The sequence below is a fragment of the Hydrogenophaga sp. 2FB genome (assembly GCF_005503365.1).
Lineage (GTDB): Bacteria > Pseudomonadota > Gammaproteobacteria > Burkholderiales > Burkholderiaceae_C > Hydrogenophaga.
In genome coordinates, this window is sequence record NZ_SCML01000004.1 from 1 (window position 1) to 15452 (window position 15452).

The 15452-nt window shown below is 61.8% G+C and carries 14 protein-coding genes, 5 pseudogenes and 1 other annotated feature; of the genes and pseudogenes, 11 read left to right on the forward strand and 8 right to left on the reverse strand.

Annotated elements, in window-relative coordinates:
• Positions 1-654 precede the first annotated feature (654 nt).
• Both FFS09_RS03225 and FFS09_RS03230 read left to right on the forward strand, forming a co-directional pair.
• Positions 655-1182: pseudogene (locus FFS09_RS03225) on the forward strand (site-specific integrase); the annotation flags it as partial.
• Between the two features lie 169 nt (positions 1183-1351).
• A pseudogene (locus FFS09_RS03230) lies at positions 1352-1624 on the forward strand (IS5/IS1182 family transposase); the annotation flags it as partial.
• Between the two features lie 191 nt (positions 1625-1815).
• On the opposite strand, the pseudogene FFS09_RS03235 reads toward FFS09_RS03230, so the two are convergent.
• The 3 genes and pseudogenes from FFS09_RS03235 to nhaR all read right to left on the reverse strand — a co-directional run.
• Positions 1816-1989: pseudogene (locus FFS09_RS03235) on the reverse strand (transcription elongation factor GreAB); the annotation flags it as partial.
• A 2-nt stretch (positions 1990-1991) separates the two neighbouring features.
• Positions 1992-2186: a hypothetical protein gene (locus FFS09_RS03240; protein WP_137917435.1), complete on the reverse strand. Its 195-nt coding sequence runs from the start codon at positions 2184-2186 to the stop codon at positions 1992-1994.
• Between the two features lie 143 nt (positions 2187-2329).
• Positions 2330-3250: a transcriptional activator NhaR gene (nhaR, locus tag FFS09_RS03245; RefSeq protein ID WP_137917436.1), complete on the reverse strand. Its 921-nt coding sequence runs from the start codon at positions 3248-3250 to the stop codon at positions 2330-2332.
• Between the two features lie 163 nt (positions 3251-3413).
• On the opposite strand from nhaR, the gene FFS09_RS03250 reads away from it, so the two are divergent.
• The 3 genes from FFS09_RS03250 to FFS09_RS03260 all read left to right on the forward strand — a co-directional run bounded on the left by FFS09_RS03250 (position 3414) and on the right by FFS09_RS03260 (position 5881).
• Positions 3414-3653 carry a TFIIB-type zinc ribbon-containing protein gene (locus tag FFS09_RS03250; protein ID WP_137917437.1) on the forward strand — a complete coding sequence of 80 codons (240 nt, stop codon included), beginning with the start codon at positions 3414-3416 and terminating at the stop codon, positions 3651-3653.
• A gap of 24 nt (positions 3654-3677) precedes the next feature.
• Entirely contained in the window at positions 3678-4085 is a 408-nt protein-coding gene (locus tag FFS09_RS03255) for a tellurite resistance TerB family protein (RefSeq protein ID WP_137917438.1), read from the forward strand.
• Between the two features lie 710 nt (positions 4086-4795).
• Positions 4796-5881 (forward strand): calcium/sodium antiporter, encoded by a 1086-nt coding sequence (locus FFS09_RS03260; protein WP_137917439.1) that lies wholly within the window; start codon positions 4796-4798, stop codon positions 5879-5881.
• A 360-nt stretch (positions 5882-6241) separates the two neighbouring features.
• Here FFS09_RS03260 and FFS09_RS03270 read toward each other — a convergent pair.
• Both FFS09_RS03270 and FFS09_RS03275 read right to left on the reverse strand, forming a co-directional pair.
• Positions 6242-6496, reverse strand: a pseudogene (locus FFS09_RS03270) (DDE-type integrase/transposase/recombinase); the annotation flags it as partial.
• Between the two features lie 41 nt (positions 6497-6537).
• Positions 6538-7768 (reverse strand): annotated as a pseudogene (locus FFS09_RS03275) (IS3 family transposase).
• Positions 7372-7488: a sequence feature (AL1L pseudoknot), on the reverse strand. (Overlaps the previous pseudogene by 117 nt.)
• On the opposite strand from FFS09_RS03275, the gene FFS09_RS31485 reads away from it, so the two are divergent.
• The gene (locus FFS09_RS31485) at positions 7741-8016 is read left to right on the forward strand and encodes an integrase core domain-containing protein (protein ID WP_137917440.1); all 276 of its coding nucleotides are present in this window, start codon (positions 7741-7743) and stop codon (positions 8014-8016) included. The pseudogene FFS09_RS03275 and the gene FFS09_RS31485 overlap by 28 nt on opposite strands.
• 159 nt (positions 8017-8175) lie before the next feature.
• Here FFS09_RS31485 and FFS09_RS03285 read toward each other — a convergent pair whose 3' ends face one another.
• From FFS09_RS03285 to FFS09_RS03295, 3 genes are read right to left on the reverse strand one after another with little or no spacing between them, the layout of a single operon-like run.
• Positions 8176-9132 carry a PDR/VanB family oxidoreductase gene (locus tag FFS09_RS03285; RefSeq protein ID WP_137917441.1) on the reverse strand — a complete coding sequence of 319 codons (957 nt, stop codon included), beginning with the start codon at positions 9130-9132 and terminating at the stop codon, positions 8176-8178.
• Positions 9133-9146: 14 nt separating this feature from the next.
• Positions 9147-10136 carry a PhnD/SsuA/transferrin family substrate-binding protein gene (locus tag FFS09_RS03290; RefSeq protein WP_137917442.1) on the reverse strand — a complete coding sequence of 330 codons (990 nt, stop codon included), beginning with the start codon at positions 10134-10136 and terminating at the stop codon, positions 9147-9149.
• Positions 10137-10164: 28 nt separating this feature from the next.
• Positions 10165-11103 carry a Bug family tripartite tricarboxylate transporter substrate binding protein gene (locus FFS09_RS03295; RefSeq protein WP_212745043.1) on the reverse strand — a complete coding sequence of 313 codons (939 nt, stop codon included), beginning with the start codon at positions 11101-11103 and terminating at the stop codon, positions 10165-10167.
• Here FFS09_RS03295 and FFS09_RS30850 point away from each other — a divergent pair.
• Genes FFS09_RS30850 through FFS09_RS03315 form a run of 5 tightly spaced genes read left to right on the forward strand, consistent with a single transcriptional unit; the run spans position 11102 to position 15377 of the window.
• The gene (locus FFS09_RS30850; RefSeq protein WP_212745044.1) at positions 11102-11260 is read left to right on the forward strand and encodes a hypothetical protein; all 159 of its coding nucleotides are present in this window, start codon (positions 11102-11104) and stop codon (positions 11258-11260) included. The two genes, FFS09_RS03295 and FFS09_RS30850, sit on opposite strands and share 2 nt — an antisense overlap.
• Positions 11254-12540, forward strand: a complete 1287-nt coding sequence (locus tag FFS09_RS03300; protein ID WP_137917444.1) for an aromatic ring-hydroxylating dioxygenase subunit alpha — start codon at positions 11254-11256, stop codon at positions 12538-12540. Before FFS09_RS30850 ends, FFS09_RS03300 begins: the two co-directional genes overlap by 7 nt.
• Positions 12537-13652, forward strand: a complete 1116-nt coding sequence (locus tag FFS09_RS03305; protein ID WP_137917445.1) for a zinc-dependent alcohol dehydrogenase — start codon at positions 12537-12539, stop codon at positions 13650-13652. Before FFS09_RS03300 ends, FFS09_RS03305 begins: the two co-directional genes overlap by 4 nt.
• On the forward strand, positions 13649-14434 hold the full coding sequence (locus FFS09_RS03310; RefSeq protein WP_137917446.1) for an IclR family transcriptional regulator: 786 nt from the start codon (positions 13649-13651) through the stop codon (positions 14432-14434). Before FFS09_RS03305 ends, FFS09_RS03310 begins: the two co-directional genes overlap by 4 nt.
• Before the next feature lie 7 nt (positions 14435-14441).
• Positions 14442-15377 (forward strand): CobW family GTP-binding protein, encoded by a 936-nt coding sequence (locus FFS09_RS03315; protein ID WP_137917447.1) that lies wholly within the window; start codon positions 14442-14444, stop codon positions 15375-15377.
• The last annotated feature ends 75 nt before the right edge of the window (positions 15378-15452 follow it).

Consider the following 15452-nt stretch of genomic DNA (forward strand, 5'->3'; position numbering starts at 1 on the left):
GGTCTGCTCCATACCCCCCATCATCCGCGTCCGAGGCCAGCCCGTGGCCACCCGCGGCGGGTGGCCTTGCGTCCCGGAAAACCCGCCAAGGCACATAGGTCGTGTGCTGGGACCGCGTCGCGCAAAAGTCGTGCAATCGAACGCACAAAGAAAAACGGGCTAGCTCTTTTGGAGCTAACCCGTTGTTCTAGAACAGTGTTCTGGTGCGGCTGGCAGGAATTGAACCCACGACCCCTTGGTTCGTAGCTACCAGATCATCCGTAAGTTGTTGATTTATAAAGACAGGACGTCTGCTCATTGTACAAAAACTACTCAGTATAGACATGTATTGCAGAGCCCAGTCCCGCAAATGTCCCGCGGCGAAATTGCGCGCGAGGTCACATTGATCAGTTTCTGCGGCCGGAGCGCAAACGTTTTCTGGAAGATGGGCAGGCGCCTGGTGGGTATTGTGATGCGACAAAAATGCGCCCACTCGTTCGAACCCGACAGAGAGATAGGTGTCGATAAGAAGATCGTTATCGCGGTTAATTCATCTGTCGCATATTTTTTAATACATAGTATGTGTGATAAATCGCCATTAGTCACCCTGATCTGAACAGGCGCCTGCCCACGCTCCAAAAGACGCCCGCCCTGCAGCCTCACGAGCTCAGCGATATCACCGCCGAAGCCGTGGCCGATCTGCTGCGCGAAGGGGAATCGCTCAATACGCAGATGAGCTACCGCAGCGCGTTGCGCTATTGGGCCGCCTGGTACGGCATCCGTTTCGGTGGGCAGATCAGCCTGCCTCTGCCGGCGACCTGTGTGCTGCAGTTCATCGTCGACCACGCTCAGCGCACGACGCCCCAGGGCCTGGTGCACGAACTGCCAGCCGAGATCGATGTCGCTTTGGTCGAGGCCGGCTACAAGGGAAAACTGGGGCCGTTGTCCCACAACACGCTGGTACACCCCTTGGCGGTGCTCTCCAAGGCCCACCAGATGCGCGAAGTTAAGAACCCATGCCAGGACGCCAAGGTGCGCGAGTTGCTCTCTCGCACGCGCAAGGCCTACGCCAAGCGCGGCGATCTGCCCAAAAAGAAGGACGCGTTGACCAAGGACCCGCTGCAGCTCGTGCTGGCCGACCGCGCCCTCCTCCTCTTTGCCTGGGCCAGCGGCGGGCGAAGACGCTCGGAGGTGGCCGCGGCCAGCCGAAGCCCCTGGGCCTTCGTCTCGTGTGAGCAAGTCGCTATGGTGTGACGGGCTATTAAACCCGTGCAGGACGGGCTCGTTGGCTCGTTAGAGGCAGCCTTTTCATTGATGTGCTGTCCTCTCTGCGCGCTCCCGGAGTTGGAGAGCTGTCGCGCCAGTGAGCACGGATGGCCGCCGGCCATTCGGCGCAGGCATCCGCAACGTCTGCTAGCGCTTCATCGGTTTGTGCCGCGAGCTCAAGCTCTTCTCCCAGGCCATCGTCGCCATTGATGGCAGCAAGTTCAAGGCGGTCAACCGCAACTTAACGCCCGGCAAGATTGGGGACCGCCAGCGGCAGATCGAACAAAGCATCCAGCGCTACCTCGACGCACTGGAAACACCCGATCGCACGCAGCCCGCAGAGGTGGAAACCAAGACCGAGCGTTTGACGGACAAGATCCAGAAGTGATCACATGCCAAGCTTCTTTGCGAAACGATCGTGCTGTTGCGCTATTAGCGCTTGAGCACGGCCTTCGTTCTGACCGCTTTGCGGGCCCCCCGGTAACCCTGCGCCTGGATCTGGGAGAACAGCGCAGTGCCGAGCCCCGGCTTTGCTTTGGTCGGTGCGCATCGGCCGCCAGCGCCTGCATCAGCGTGGCCGGTGGCCAGGTAGGCGGCTTCGAGTCCCAATGTGTCGTATTTGTTTTCGGCGATGCTTTCTTCGTGAGTCGCCGTTTCATCCGCCGCCTGCACTGCTTGTTCGGCTTGCAGCAGGCTTTCGGCGAGACGTTTCAGCACCTGCTCCTGCAGCAAGAATTTATCCATCATCAAAGGTAGGCATCTCTACCAAGAGGGGGCAAGCTTTGACTATGAAGGGCCACACCAGCCTTCGACGCTTCGCTTTGCTGCAGATCAACTCTAGCTATGGGCACTGTCCTGTCGCCCATCGAAGCACCGAAGGACAGCCAGTGGTCGAAAAAAATGTGATCTCGCGGCGGCATCATGCAGATGACCTTCAGCATGGTGGTCCTGCAGGCCAACACCAGCTTCCGGCTATCCAGAGCATGGTCGGCGCAATCTGTTCGTGCAACGAAAGCAGTGATGTCTCCTGTGTCAATGACCGGTGCGCCACACGCCTCACCGCACGAAGCTTGGCAATTCCTGATTAAGCCCCGGGAAACAACTCGCGGCGAGCTGTGGCAGTGATGGCGGCAACCGCCGGGTTTGAAATCCTGCGTTCGATGGAAATGGCATAGAACTCCTCCATGAGTTCCTGCGCCGTGCCCAGCTCAACCACCAGGTACTGCGCTTCAATCTCGGAAGCCAGGACAGCGGGTCCAGCAAACACCCCGAAACCCTGACGTCCGAACGCCTTGGTGAGGGCGCCATCGTCAAATTCTGCGGCGATACGAGGAACGACCCCTTGGTCGCTCAGCCAAGCGTCCAGACGAGGACGCAACACCGAATCAGGGTTCGGCATGAGCCATGGCAAGCGGCCAAGGCAACTTGGAAAGCGGGCCCGTGCCTGCCTCAGAGAAATCCCCTCGGTCTTGAGCAGTTTGGGTGACGCAAAGAAGCTGACATCCGTTCTCCCAAGCAGGTGGGTAAACGCCTTGACGCTCAAACCAGTCGGCATGGGCACATCCGACACCACCAGGTCCAGCCGGTGGATCGCCAGCTCGGCCAGCAGCGCAGTCAGCTTGCCTTCAACGCACACCATGCGAGCTCTGTCTGGCATGGCCAGTGCAGGTTCGAGTACATGGCAAGCAATGGATTTCGGTACTGAGTCCACCACGCCGACCCGAAACGTGCTCTGCACAGACTCGACTTGATCGGTTTGCAAGGCCTCCTGCAAGGCAGAGCCGATCGCGAAGATTTCGTCCGCAAAACGCTGGACCATGCGTCCCGTATCGGTGGGCTCCACACCACGCCCCACCTTTCGAAGCAGTGGCTTGCCCAAGCGATCCTCAAGCAGTTTGATCTGGCCGCTCAGCGTTTGAGGAGTGAGGTGCAGTTGGGCGCTGGCTCGGGCGATGCTGCCCGTGCGAAGAACTGTCCAGAAATAGAAAAGGTGCTTGTAATTCATTCAGAAGCCTCGCTTTATTCGATGGTTTTTACATAAAAAGCGAATTTATCTCGAATCAACACCCGCCTACAGTCAAGTTGTGTCTCATAACAAGTCTTCGTTCAAGGTCAAAAAACTAGCCAATGTTATGCACAGTGTCTGCGTGGTCAAAGAGGAGTTCCTCATGCAATGTCCCGTCTGTGAATCCATCGCCCTTGTCCTCACCGAGCGCTCTGGCATCGAAGTTGATCACTGCGCTCAATGCCGTGGCGTGTGGCTTGACAGGGGTGAATTGGAAAAACTGATCAAGCGTTCAAACACGATGCAAGCGCCGCGTCGCCAGTTTGTAGATCTGGATGAGCCTGACCCGGGGATGCGCGGACCAAGTCGACGCAAGTCGTGGCTCGGTGACATTTTTGAGTAAGAACCGACTTCAAAGGAGGCATTCATGAGGCCCTACCCCGTCAACAGCGCTCGGGCTGCCGCCAGGTTGATCGCGCTTGCTGTTCTGGCCGATGGCCACCTGAGTACCAGCGAGCTTGGTTTGCTGGAGCGGATGAATGCGGCATGTCGTCTGGGTTTGACTCGCGAACAGTTCAACGAATTGGTTCGAAATCTGTCTGAAGACCTCATGACCTCCTCTTACGCCGTTTGGGGATCAGCCTGCCAGATTGACACAGAGGCCTTGCGATCGGTCATGGCTGAAGTCACCGACCCAGTGCTTCAACAAACAACGCTTGAACTCTGTATTGCAGTGGTTCGAGCCGATTTTCACCGTGCAGATTCCGAAGAAAACCTGGTCAACGCGCTTGCCGAACACTGGCGCCTGGTCAAGCCGGGCCTTCATTTCAGTTAGTTCATCCATCAAGGAGAGCAGCATGCATATCGACGTTCGTACCCCCAACACCAAGCTGTCCCGCGCCCACAGTCTGGAGATCGCTGAGCGCTTGAGAACCACCTTCGCAAAACTGGCGCACAAGATCGTGCGGATCGTAGTCCGCGTGAGTGAGTCATCACGATCGGGCCCGGCTCTGAGGGAGTGCATGGTGGAAGTGCATCTACCCAACGGACAAGTTGCCACCGTCAGTGAACGTCAACGCAAGTTGGGAGCCTTGTTGAGACGAGCCACTGAACGGTCGTGGAAGACGGTCAACGCGTTGGTGGGTCCCCCCCCTGATGTGTCCAAACCGATTCGAGTGCAGTCACGTAGCAATGGGCAACCAGCGTAACTTCATTTCAGTTTGCGTTGATGACCGTCGCAACGGGCTGCATGCTTGGAGCTTGGCTCGGACATCGAAACGGGGATGAGGCGCGCGACGTGGGCCTCATGTCCGGCATCGGTGGCTTACTCGGCCTGGCGTGCTTGGGTACCCTGTAATTGCAATCACATCTGCTGTTCTTGGCGTCATAGAAACACGATGGAGTTTTTGGATACCCCGCTTTTCGGTCAATCCATGAGGTCACCTGTTGCCGATCCATCTGCTGCGGGCACTCCAATCGCTTGGGAGTGGCCCAGAGCACTTTGAGCCGATAGTGCCTAGGGGTTTGTGACTACATTACGCGACTATGAACATACTTATCTTTATCGGCGGTTTGATTTTGCTTGTCCTGGGTGCCAGCTTGTTGGTGCGGGGCGCATCGAAGCTGGCCCTTTCGTTTGGTATCAGCCCACTGGTTGTGGGACTGACGATCGTGGCATTCGGCACAAGTGCGCCTGAGGTGGCGGTGAGTGTGGGTGCCGTGCTGGACGGGAAAACCGACATTGCCATCGGCAACGTGGTGGGCAGCAACATTTTCAATGTCTTGTTCATCCTGGGCATCAGTGCACTGATTGCTCCACTGGTGGTCAACATCCAGCTCATACGACAGGAGGTTCCGATCATGATCGGCGCCAGCCTGCTGCTGCTGGCTCTAGGGCTGGATGGCCGGCTTTCGTTTCTTGACGGGGGCCTTCTTTTTGCGCTGCTGGTGTCCTACACGGTGTTCCTCATCGTTCAGTCGCGGCGCGAAACGCAGATGGCCAAGGACGAATACGCCGGCGAAATCCAGCCTGCGGTACCGGGGGCCTGGGACGATCGTTTGCCGGTTCAGTTGCTGCTGATTGCTGCTGGCCTCGCGGCGCTGGTGTTTGGCTCCGAGTATCTGGTGCAGGCATCGGTGAATTTCGCCAAAGCCATGGGAGTGAGCGACCTGATCATTGGTTTGACCATCGTCGCCGCCGGCACCAGCATGCCCGAGGTCGCCACCAGCATCACCGCTGCCGTCAAGGGCGAGCGCGACATTGCGGTGGGCAACGTGGTGGGCAGCAACACCTTCAACATCCTGGGTTGCCTGGGCGTGTCGGGCCTGGTGTCGGGTGACCTCGGATTGGCCATGGCGCCGTCGTTGCTGGCATTCGACATCTGGGTCATGCTGGCTGTGGCATTGGCCTGCCTGCCCGTGTTCATGACCGGTCGTGAAATAGCACGCTGGGAGGGCGGAGTTTTCCTCGGCTACTACGTCGCCTACGTGGCCTATCTCATCCTGGCCGCACAACAGCACGCTGCGCTTGCTGCCTACTCGGGCGTCATGCTCAGCTTCGTGGTCCCGCTGACAGTCGTGACGCTGGTTGTCGTGCTGATCCGGCGCCCAGTGAAAGCGGGCGGACCATGAGTTCATCATCGGCTCCACTTGGCAATTGAAACGAATTTAACAGCCCACATTTAGCCAATAGGCTGAACCGCACATCCGCGGATGCGCGCGAGTAGCCCAAAGAATGAGTGAAGTCGCGAGTGGGAGCGGCTGAAGTTGCCACTCGCCCCGGGGCTTCGAATCAGGATGGCACATCTTTGTCACGGCCCCCATTAAGAATCTGGTGTTCTGTAGGTTCTTACGTATCCGATCGAGAAACAGGCCCTGTTCGGTTGCTCTTCTTCAGGTCTGTTGCTCTGATTCTGAAAGCCGGTTTTGGAAATCACTTTGCTTTGGTTCTTGTGTGTTACCTTGATTGTGTTGGGCTTGGCGGGCACCGTGTTGCCGATGTTGCCAGGCACTTTGCTGGTGTGGGGTGTACAACCCGTTGATGGTCTCGGCCAGCGCGTTGTCGTAGCTGTCACCCTTGCTGCCCACAGAGGGCTCGATGCCAGCTTCTGCGAGTCGTTCGCTGTAGCGGATGGACACGTATTGCGACCCCCTGTCGGAATGATGAATCAAGGCGCTATCACGCTCAGGTTGTCGGGCATACAACGCCTGCTCCAGGGCATCCAGAATGAAGTCTGTGTGCATGGAACTGAACCGCCCCGGGTTTCGTGGAGGCCGGTTGGTTTAAGTCAGTCCTCCACCGTGGAGGTTTGACTGGCGAGATGCCGGTAGTAGTTTGCCTCAGCCTCGGCTGGCGGGACATATCCGATGGGTCCGAGCAACCTGTGGTGGTTGAAGCAGGACACCCATTCGAGGGTTGCCAACTCCACCGATTCGCGCGTTGGTCAGGATCGGCGATGAATCACCTCGGCCTTGTACAGCCCGTTGATGGTCTCGGCCAGCGCGTTGTCGTAGCTGTCACCCTTGCTGCCCACCGAGGGCTCGATGCCTGCCTCCGCCAGGCGCTCTGTGTAGCGAATGGAGACGTATTGCGACCCGCGATCGGAGTGATAGGTCAAGACGCCATCGCGCTCGGGTTGGCGGTCATAAAGCGCCTGTTCCAGCGCATCCAGAACAAAGTCTGTGTGCATGGAGCGGCTCACGCGCCAACCCACGATGCGCCGCGCGTACACGTCGATCACGAAGGCCACGTACAGCCACCCCTGCCAGGTCGAGACATACGTGAAGTCCGATACCCAGAGCTGGTTGGGTCGATCGGCCTTGAAGACCCGGTTGACCCGATCCAGCGGGCATGGCGCCTTGCCATCACTGACAGTGGTGCGCACCACCTTGCCACGGCGCACACCCTGCAAGCCCAGACGTTTCATCAAGCGTTCGACCGTGCAGCGGGCAACGGAGATGCCCTCGCGGTTGAGCTGCTTCCAGACCTTGTCGGCACCGTAGACCTGCATGTTGGCTCGCCACACGCGCTCGATCTGTGGCGCCAGGACACCGTCATGCTGTGCGCGCTGACATCGCAGGGTCGGGTTGCGATGCTGGGCGGCTTGGCGCCAGTAGCCAGACGGGGCGATCTGCAGCACCTTGCAGATCGACTCGACCCCATAGGCCTGTCGATGCTGATCGATGAAGCCCTTCAGGACTTCAGACGGCGGTCGAGCTCCGCCTGAGCGAAAAACGCGCTGGCCAGCTTCAGGATCTCATTGGCCTTGCGCAGCTCCTTGTTCTCACGTTCGTGTACCTTCAGGCGCTGCAGGTCGGTCGTCGTGACGCCGGCACTGGTGCCGGTATCGATCTCATCGCGCTTGACCCATTCGTTGAGGGTCTGCGGCACGCAGCCAATCTTGGGGCGATGGATTCGATGGCGGCCCACAGCGAGGGGTACTCGCCTCGGTGCTCCTTTACCATGCGAACAGCGCGTTCACGGACCTCGGGTGATAACTTGTTTGACTTCTTGCTCATGGCTCAATCCTCTCAGAGAAAAGAGCCTCCTCAAAATCCGGGGCGGTCATAGTGGAAACAAGATTCACGACGCATCGTCGTGTTCTTTACCGTACCTAAAACAGCGTAGGAAGCCCAGCGGAAAGGAGGTGCGCGACATGACGGCCGACTGGCTGCACCGATACAACTACCACCGACCCCATGAATCCCTCGGCCGCGTCCCGCCCGTCGAGTACCGCATAAAACAGTTCCCCAACCTCTACTACTGACTGGCTCAGGAATTCGAGCGGACTTCAATGCACTGGAATTGTGATTTTTCGGCCCAGATTAATAATAGGCAAGCGGGGCCAAGCTAGTGCGCTCGTGTGAGTTTGGCGCTAAGACGCGTATTGCACCGGCTACTCGGACAAGCCGAACACCTTTGAATCTTACAGATCCAGCACCAGTCGCTGCGAAAGTGAACGGGAGCAACACGGCAGAAAACAATTGTTCTGCGCCTGCTCGTCGGGCGAGAGGTACATGTCCCGGTGCTCGGGCTGGCCGTCGAGCACGCGCGTGAGGCAGGTGCCACAGACGCCTTGCTCGCAGGAGGTGGCCACCACCACCCCGGCATCCGCCAGTGCCTGCGCCGCCGTGCGAGACGAAGGTACACAAATCACACGGCCGGAACTCGCCAACTGGATCTCGAACGCGCCATCGTCCTCGGACGCCACGACGGTGGACGCAAAGTACTCATAGTGCACGTGGTCCTTGGCCCAGCCCAGCCGCTTCGCGGTGCCGATCACGGCGTCCATGAAACCTTTGGGGCCGCAGACGTAGAGATGCACACCGAGGGTGGGTTGCGCCAGCAGCGCTTCCAGGTCGGCGCCCTTCTCGTCGTCGTGGTGAAACCGCACCCGCGGTGCAAAGCCCGACCGAAGAATGCGTTCGCGAAAGGCGGTGCGCTCGCGCGAACGGGTGCAGTAGTGCAGATCGAAGTCCGCCTGCACCGTCGCCAGGCGTTCGGCCATGCAGAGCAAGGGCGTGATGCCAATGCCCCCGGCCAGCAACAACGACTTCTTCGCGTTCGGCTGCAACTCGAAGTGGTTGCGCGGCCGGCTGATCGACAGCGTTTCCCCAACGCGGATCTGCTCGTGCACCGCGCGCGAGCCTCCGCGAGAGCCCGGGTCCTTGAGCACCGCGATGAGGTAGCGGTGGCTTTCGGTCGGGTCGTTGCACAGCGAGTACTGCCGCACGAGCCCATTGGGCAGGTGGACGTCGACATGGCTGCCGGCCGAGAACGCAGGCAGCGCATCGCCTTGTGCATCCACCAGTTCAAGGGCGCAGATGTCCAGGGCTTCGGTGGACTTGCGGGCGACCCGCACGCTCAGGCTGGCATTCGTCATGGGGTGGCCGCTCCTCAGATGCTGTAGGTTTCGTAGGTCGATGGATGGAACAGTTCAGCCACATCCAGCTGCCGCGCCGACAGGCCTTGCGAGTGGTGGTGGCGCACAAAGGTCTCCAGCGTCTTGCGCGATGCGGCTACGCCATAGGGCCAGTAGTCCTCACCCATCGCCGACTTGGCGGCCTTGAGCTGTTCTTCGACGAAAGGCAGAGTGACCTTGGTGGCGGAGGTGTCCCCCAGCAGATCGAGGGCGGCGCTCTTGGCTTGCGAGAAGGCCTTGAAGACGGCCATGGGCAGCCAGGGGTGTTGCGCCGCCAGTTCTTTGCGAATACCCACCACGTGCATGATCGGGAACACACCGGTGCGCTGGTAATACGCCTTGGCGGTGGCGGTGGGATCGTCGAACAGCCAACCAATGTTCGGGTTACGCAAGGCCACGGCGTTGGGCGGGCGCGGCCCGATGAAGCCATCGATCTCGCCACGGTCGAGCAAGACCGAGATGGTCTGGCTTTCGGGTGCGCTTTCCACCCGGATGTCGGGCGGCAGCTGCAAGGCAATCTTCTCGGGCCGAGAAGGCGTGTCGATGCCGCCGCGCACCCAGGTTACGTCGCGCGGATGCACACCATGGTCGTCCTCCAGTATCGCGCGCGCCCACACGTTGGCGGTCAACTGGTACTCGGGCAGTCCGATGCGCTTGCCCTTCAAATCCTCGGGCCGCTGGATGCGGTCCTTGCGCACATAGATGGACGTGTGGCGAAAGGCGCGCGACACGAACACCGGCACCGCGATGTAGGGGCACTCACCGCGCGAGTGCTTCACGAGGAAACTCGAAAACGAGAGCTCCGTGATGTCGAAGTCCTGGCTGCGCATGGCCCGAAAGAACATCTCTTCCGGGTTGAGCAGCATGTAGACGGGGTCCACCCCATCGATCTGGACGCGCCCATCAAAGAGCGGGCGCGTGCGGTCGTAGTCGCCCATGGTGACGGAAAGTCGAAGCTTGTTCATGCAAAGTCGGTGTGGGTGGGGAGCGCGATCAGGGCTTGCGGGAGGAACCGAGCGACTTCACCAGAGGTGTCCAGCGGTCGATTTCGCTCTGCACGTAACGCGTGAACGTGGGCGCATCCCAGTCCTGCGACTCGATGCCTTCCTGTTCCATCAGCTTGCGCACCGGCTCGCTCTTCATGCCACGGCGAACCTCCGCGTTGATCTTCTCGACCAGGGCGGGCGACATGCCATGCGGTCCCGACAGCGAGAACCAGGTGGTCGCGTTGAGCTCCGGGTAGCCCGCCTCGGCAAAGGTCGGGACTTGCGGAAGGTCTGCCGAGCGCTTGGGTGAGGTGATGGCCAGAGCCTTGATCTTGCCGGAGCGGATGAAGGAGCTGGCCGAGGTGTAGGTGATGAAGGCCGCTGGAATCTGGCCGCCCGCCAGGTCGGCCACGGCCGGCGCCGCGCCCTTGTAGCCGATATGGGTCTGTGCGTACTTGGCCCGCTGCGCGAACAACTGGCCGATGAGTTCGCCATGCGTGCCCTGCCCTGGCGATCCCCAGGTGAGCCCGCCCGGTTGTTGCTGCACCAGCGCCACGAAATCATTGAGCGTGTTGACCTGCATCGAAGGATGCACCACCAGCACGGTGGCGGGACCACCCAGCATGGCGATGTGCGTGAAGTCCGCCATGGGCTGGAGGGTCTTGACTTCGACGGGTGCGATGACGTGCGAGCCGATGCCCGAGACCACCAGCGTGTAGCCATCGGGAGGTGTCTTGGCCACCTGGCTCGATCCGATCGTGCCCCCACCGCCCGGACGGTTGTCGATCACGAACGGTTGTTTGAACGCCGTCTGCAGGTGCAGGCCAATGGCCCGGCCCAGCGTGTCGGAAGAACCGCCCGCCGCGTACGGCACGACGATGCGCACCGGCTTGGCGGGCCAGTTGGCCACGTCGCTGGATTGCGCGCTGACGGCGCCGGCGCCCATGGCAACGGCACAGAACAAAAGCGAAGAAGAGAGTTTGCAAATCATCGTTGTCTCCAAAAAATGGTGGGGCTTGCTTCGACCTGCGAATGACTTTATCATCGTTCCACATGCAGGCAAACAGTTCTTTTATGTGGAACAGGAGATAAACCGATGTTGAAAAATGAGCAGAACGAATTGGTCACGCGCACCAGCGCAGGCACTCCCATGGGCGAGTTGTTTCGCCGCTATTGGCTGCCGGCCTTGCTGTCGGAAGAACTCGCCGAGCCCGACGGCCCGCCGGTGCGCGTGCAGTTGCTCGGCGAGCGCCTGATCGCCATTCGCGACACGCAGGGCCGCCTGGGTGTGATGGACGAGTTCTGCGCCCACCGTGGCGTTTCGTTGTGGTTTGGCCGCAATGAAGAGAACGGCCTTCGCTGCCCGTACCACGGCTGGAAGTACGACGTCTCGGGCCGCTGTGTGGACGTGCCGTCCGAGCCCGAAGGCAGCCGCCTGTGCGAGCGCATCACGCTCAAGTCCTACCCGCTGATCGAGCGCGGCGGCGTCATCTGGATCTACATGGGGCCGCCGGAGCTGCAACCGCCGCCACCCGAATGGGAATTCGCCACGGTGCCGGCCGAGCAGAGCTTCACGTCCAAGCGCTTGCAGGAGTGCAACTGGCTGCAGGCGCTCGAAGGTGGCATCGATTCGAGCCACGTCTCGTTCCTGCACAGCGGCGGCCTCAACACCGACCCGCTGTTCAAGGGCGCCAAGGGCAACGAATACAACATGAACGACCTGCGACCCCAGTTCGAGGTGACCGACGCCGAAGGCGGGCTCTTCATCGGCGTGCGCCGCAAGGCCGAGCCGGGTTCGCTCTACTGGCGCATCACGCCGTGGATCATGCCCTGCTTCACCATGGTCCCGCCGCGCGGCGACCATCCGGTGCACGGGCATTTCTGGGTGCCGATCGACGATGAAAACTGCTGGGCCTGGAGCTTCGACTACCACCCCACGCGCGCGCTGAAAGACAGCGAGGTGCAGGCCATGAAGGACGGCGCCGGCATCCATTGCAAGTACGTGCCGGGCACCTACATTCCGTTGGCCAACAAGACCAACGACTACCTGATGGACCGCGCAAGGCAGCGCACGGGCGAGCTCTACAGCGGTGTGGAAAGCATCGCCATCCAGGACTCGTCGCTGCAGGAAAGCATGGGCCCGATCCAGGACCGTACCCGCGAGCACCTGACCGGCACCGACCGCGGCATCGTTCAGGCGCGCCGTTGCCTGATCGCGGCGGCCACCGCGCTGGCCGAATCCGGCACCGCGCCACCCGGCAACGAGCCGCACGTGCAGAAGGTGCGTTCGGCGGCCGTCGTGTTGCCCGAGGGCCAACCCTTCCAGGAAGCCGCGCGCGAAGCCTTGCGAGCGGAGCCCGGCAAACCGCACGCCACGGTATGAGCGAAGCACGTTCCGTGAGGGCCGCCGTGGCGGTGGCGGTCGGTCGCACCGAGATCCACGACATCGAGGTGCCCGCGACCGACGCCAGTTCGGGCACGCTGCGCGTGGCCATCACCGGCGTGTGCGGCAGCGACTGGGGCTACTACCAGAACCTGCCCCGCTCGCGCGGCCCCTTGATCCTGGGCCACGAAACGGTCGGCCATGTCGAGACGCTGGGCGCGCTCGCCGCGCAGCGTTGGGGCGTGAAGGAAGGCGACCTCGTGGCACTCGAAGAGTATTTGCCCTGCGGCCACTGCGAGTACTGCCGCTCGGGCGACTTTCGCCTGTGCAACGCGACTGACTGGCGCCTGGGCGGCATGCGCTACGGCGCCACCGCGCTCAACGTGGCGCCGGGCCTGTGGGGTGGCTATGCGCAAGTGCAGCACCTGCACGCCAACACCGTGTTCCACCGCGTGCCGTCGGGCGTGTCGCCGCAACACGCGGCCCTGGCGCTGCCGATCTCCAACGGCATCGAATGGGCCTACCTGCAGGGGGGCGCCGGGCCGGGGCAGACGGTGGTGATCCAGGGGCCGGGGCAACAGGGCCTGGCGTGTGTGGTCGCGGCGCGCGAGGCCGGTGCGGCGTGCGTGATCCTCACGGGGCTGTCGAACGACACCGACCGCCGCCGACTCGCCCTGGCGCGCGAACTGGGCGCGCACCACACCATCGACATCGAGCAGGACGACCTGCTGGAAACCGTGGCCGAGATCACCGGTGGGCGCATGGCCGACCTCGTGATCGATTGCGCGTCGGGCGGGCCGGGCTCGGTAACGAGCGCGATGCAGTTGGCGCGCAAGAAAGGCACCGTGATCCTGGGCGGTCAGAAGCGGCAGCCTATTCCCGAATTCGATAGCGACCGGATCGTCGCCAACTTCCTGACGGTCAAAGGCATGCGTGGCCACTCCTACGCCTCGGTCGAGCTCGCACTGCAGCTCATCGCAGGCAATCGCCATAATGTGACGGCGATGAGCACGCACACCTTTTCTCTCGACGAGACGGACCTGGCCTTGAGATCCTTGGTCGGTGACGGCGTCGAGGGGGCGATCCACATGACCATCAACCCGCATCAGTGAGCAATACCGAGAAATCCGGCGAGAGCCGCAACCTGTCATCCGTGGCCGCCGCCCTAAGGCTGCTGAAAACCTTCACGGCCGAAGAGCCCGAGCTGGGCATCACCGCACTGTCCAAGCGCCTCGGGGTCGCCAAGAGCACCGTGCACCGGCTGGCGGTGACCTTAGTGTCCGAGGGATATCTCGAGCAGAACCCGGCCGACGGCCGCTACCGCCTGGGTCTGCTGCTCTTCTCGATGGGCACGCTCGTGCGCCGCCGCATGGACGTGGCCGAGGAAGCGGCGCCGCTGCTGCACACCTTGTGCGAGCAAAGCGGCGAAACCGTGCACCTAGCGGTGCTGCATGGCAGCGAGATCCTGTACCTGCGCAACATCGAAAGCCGGCACGCCATCCGCCCACGCTCGTACCTGGGCGTGCGCAAGCCGGCCTTCTGCACCAGCGAAGGCCGCGCGCTGCTGGCCTTCAGTCCACCGATGCTGATCGCCAACGCCCTGCGCGCCGACCTGCAACCGCGCACCGCGCACACGGTGGTGGGAAAGGCCGAACTGCAACGGCTGCTGACCGAAGTGCGCGAGAGCGGCCATGCGATCGACGACGAGGAAAGCGAAGACGGCATGCGTGGCGTGGCCGCGCCCATCTTTGATGCCAACGGCAACGTGTTGGCCGCGGTGGGCCTCGTGGCTCCCACGCAGCGCCTCACCAAGCAGAAGCTGCGCCGCATCATTCCCATGGTGACCGAAACGGCGCAATTGATTTCGTCGCGCTTGGGATACGAAGCGGACTGAACCTGCCATGAAGGCCACGCGCATCCCCGTCTGGTTGATGACGGGCTACCTGGGCAGCGGCAAGACGACCTTGTTGCGCTCCTGGCTGCGCGACGCGGCGCTGCAGGACGCCGCGCTGATCGTCAACGAGATCGGCGAGGTGGGCCTGGACGACAAGTTGCTCGGCCAGGCGGTCGACAGTGCGTCGCTGATCTCGAGCGCGTGCATCTGCTGCACCGGTCTGCCCGGACTTCAAGACGCCCTTGAGAACCTCTGGTGGGACCGACTGCACCGCCGCCGTCCCGCCTACGGCTCGGTGGTGATCGAAACCACGGGGCTGGCCGACCCCCGCTCCGTGATCGATGCTTTCGAGACCGTTCCAGTGCTGCGCGAACGCTACCGGCTGGCAGGCGTCTTCACGGCGGTCAGCGCGGTGGCCGGGCTGGACCTGATCGAAGCGCACCCGGAGGCGGTGGCGCAGGTCAGCGCCGCGAACGCGCTCATCGTCACCAAGTGCGACCGGGCCGACGGTGCCGCTTTGGAGCGCATACTACGCCAGCTCAATCCGCGTGCAGAGATTGTCCTGTCGCGGAACGCTTCCTTGGGATGGCCCAGTGCAATGGCGATGGCCAATGCTGCCGGCAGACCAACCCCAACGCCGCCCTGGCGGGCCCACGTTCCCACGGACCATGGGACCTCGGCCCATTTCGTGCCACTGGACGCACCGCTGACGCTGGCGGCACTGAACGCCCAGGTGGACGCCCTGCAGGGCGACACGTTGCTGCGGCTCAAGGGCGTGATCCGGCTGGACGACGGGGCCTTGCGCGACGTGCAGTGGTCGGTCGGCGACCGCGACATTGCTGTCGCGCCTTTCGCAGGCGATGTGCCCAGGCTGGGGTTGACCTGCATCCGGGCGCTCGAAAACCCCGCGCTCACCACCAAACCACCGCCATTCGTTTTCTGATGGCCGGCGCTGGTCGCGGTTGTTCTATAGAGCGTACGTTAAGCGAAGACTCCAAGGCATCTCGCTCTCTAGGAG